Source organism: Bradyrhizobium sp. P5_C11_2, assembly GCF_054049755.1.
In genome coordinates this window covers 1-2,935 of the sequence record NZ_JBFULT010000754.1, presented here as the reverse complement: position 1 = coordinate 2,935, position 2,935 = coordinate 1, and the positions used below count along the sequence as shown (strand labels likewise).

Below are 2,935 nucleotides of genomic sequence, written 5' to 3'. Positions count from 1 at the left end.
GCTGCGGCCGCTGTTCATGCTGTCGTTCCTGGTCGACGATTTCCTCGCCGAAAACGACGATTTCGGCGCGCGCACCGTGCTGCTGTCGAGCGCCTCCAGCAAGACCGCGTTCGGGCTTGCCCATCTCCTGCACACGCGCGGCCGCAAGGTGATCGGGCTAACCTCGGCGGGCAACACCGCCTTCGTGACGTCGCTCGGCTGCTATGACGAGGTCGTCACCTATGATCGCGTGACATCGCTGCCGCCGGATGCACCGGCAGCCTTCGTCGACATGGCCGGCAACAGCGCACTGCGTGCGGCGTTGCATCGGCATGTCGGCGATCAGATGAAMTGTTCGGTGCGCGTCGGATTGACGCATCGCGCCACCGACGCTGACGAGGGCGAACTGCCCGGTGCAAAGCCGCGCTGGTTCTTCGCACCCGACCAGATCCGCAAGCGCGCCAGGGAATGGGGACCGGGCGRCATCGAGCAGCGTTTTGGCGCGGCATGGTCGGGCTTTGCACCGCTGCTGGAGAAATGCCTGACCGTGGTCGAGAGCCGCGGGCCGGACGCGGTGCGGCAGGTCTATCTCGACACGCTGAGGGGCCGCATTCCGCCTGAGCAGGGCCACATGCTGTCGCTGCTGGGGTAAAGCGCTTTTGACATGGGCTGATCCAGTATAGCGTTCCTCCTCAGAGGAAACGCCGCGAAGACGGCCATGAGGTCGCGCATGCTGGACAGGACGAAGGATATCTCCGCATCCGCGCAGGCCTGGCTCGACGAGTTCGAGCGCACGCTATGCAGGCCTGATCGCGATGCGCTCGACCGCCTTTTCGTTGCCGAATGTTTCTGGCGCGATGTGCTGGCGCTGAGCTGGAACCTGCAAACGATCGCCGGCCGCGATGCAGTCGCGCAAGCGTTGGCCGCGCTCGCGCCCAAGGCGGCGCCGGCCAATTTCAAGATTGCGCCGAACCGCGCGCCGCCGCGCTGGGTCACGCGCGCCGGCACCAACACGATCGAGGCGATCTTCGATTTCGAAACGGGAAGTGGCCGCGGCAGCGGCATCCTGCGGCTCGTCCCCGATGCCGCCGACGGCGACCGACTGAATGCGTGGACGCTGCTGACCGCGCTCGACGAGCTCAAGGGCTTCGAGGAACAGCTCGGCACGTCGCGACCGCGCGGACAGGCCTATTCGCGCGACTTTCGCGGGCCGAACTGGCTCGACCTGCGCAACGCATCACGCGACTATGCCGATCGCGATCCGGCCGTGCTGGTGGTCGGCGGCGGCCAGGCCGGCCTCGCCATCGCAGCAAGGCTGAAGCAGCTCAAGGTCGACACGCTGATCGTCGATCGCGAGACGCGCGTCGGCGACAATTGGCGCAAGCGCTACCATGCGCTCACGCTGCACAACCAGGTGCAGGTCAATCACCTGCCCTACATGCCGTTTCCGCCGAACTGGCCGGTCTATATTCCCAAGGACAAGCTCGCCAACTGGTTCGAGGCCTATGTCGACGCCATGGAGCTGAATTTCTGGACCGGCACCGAGTTCGAGGGCGGCTTGTATGACGAGGCGAAGGGCCACTGGACGGTCACGCTGCGGTGGGCCGACGGCGGCACGCGCACCATGCATCCGCGCCATGTGGTGATGGCGACCGGCGTCAGCGGCATCGCAAATATGCCCTCCATTCCGACCCTCGACAATTTCAAGGGCACGCTGCTGCATTCGAGCCGCTACCAGGACGGCGAGACCTGGCAGGACAAGCGCGCGATCGTCATCGGCACCGGCAACAGCGGCCACGACATCGCGCAGGACCTCTACTCCAGCGGCGCGGAGGTGACGCTGGTGCAGCGCTCGCCGACGCTGGTCACCAATATCGAGCCGTCGGCGCAACTGGCCTACGCGACCTATAATGAGGGCACGCTCGAGGACAACGATTTGATCGCGACCTCGATGCCGACGCCGCTGGCGAAGAGGACCCATGTGATGCTGACGGAGCAATCCAAGGAGCTCGACAAGGAGCTGCTCGACGGATTGCGGCGCGTCGGCTTCAAGCTCGACTTCGGCGAGGCCGGCACCGGCTGGCAGTTCAAATACCTCACCCGCGGCGGCGGTTACTATTTCAACGTCGGCTGCTCCAATCTCGTCGCCGAAGGCGCGATCAAGCTGAGGCAGTTCGCGGACATCGAAGGCTTTGCCGCCGAGGGCGCGCGGATGAAGGACGGCACGACCGTCGCCGCCGACCTCATCGTGCTTTCGACCGGCTACAAGCCGCAGGAATATCTGGTGCGAAAGCTGTTCGGCGACGGCGTCGCCGACCGCGTCGGCCCGGTCTGGGGCTTTGGCGACGGCATCGAGCTGCGCAACATGTATGCGCGCACGCAGCAGCCGGGCCTGTGGTTCATCGCCGGCAGCCTGGCGCAATGCCGGATCAACTCGAAATATCTCGCGCTCCAGATCAAGGCGATCGAGGAAGGGATTTTGGGGCCGACATAAGGACAGCCGTCATTCCGGGGCGCGCCACTTGGCGCGAGCCCGGAATCCATCCATCCACACGATATGCCGTACAATGGATTCCGGGTTCACGCTTCGCGTGCCCCGGAATGACAGAAGGAGAGAATACCAATGCCAGCCATTCTCGGCACCGGCGAACACCGCTACCGCGTCGTCGAAAACTTCGCAAAGTTGCCGGACGGCTGGCAGCTCACCGACGTCGCCTCGGTCGCGGTCGACAGCAAGGACCGTGTCTATGTCTTCAACCGCGGCGCCCATCCGATGGTGGTGCTCGACCGCGAGGGCAATTTTTTGCGCAGTTTTGGCGAAGGCCTGTTCTCGCGCGCGCACGGGCTGCACATCGACGCCGACGACAATCTCTATTGCACCGACGACGGCGACCACACGGTGCGCAAATGCACCACCGACGGCAAGGTGCTGCTGACGATCGGCATCCCCGAAAAG

At 64.8% G+C, this 2,935-nt stretch carries 2 protein-coding genes and 1 pseudogene; all 3 read left to right on the top strand.

Going from position 1 to position 2,935, the window contains the following annotated elements; all coding sequences use genetic code 11:
* Positions 1–631, top strand: a 631-nt coding sequence (locus ACXJL8_RS38055; protein WP_456686707.1) for a DUF2855 family protein, incomplete at its 5' end; no start/stop codon positions are given.
* Between the two features lie 78 nt (positions 632–709).
* Positions 710–2,473: a flavin-containing monooxygenase gene (locus tag ACXJL8_RS38050; RefSeq protein ID WP_456617296.1), complete on the top strand. Its 1,764-nt coding sequence runs from the start codon at positions 710–712 to the stop codon at positions 2,471–2,473.
* Between the two features lie 129 nt (positions 2,474–2,602).
* Positions 2,603–2,935 (top strand): annotated as a pseudogene (locus ACXJL8_RS38045) (hypothetical protein); the annotation flags it as partial.

Excerpts from the sequence above, each read along its gene's own strand:
- ACXJL8_RS38050 (WP_456617296.1), top strand. The coding sequence starts at position 710 with ATGCTGGACAGGACGAAGGATATCTCCGCATCCGCGCAGGCCTGGCTC.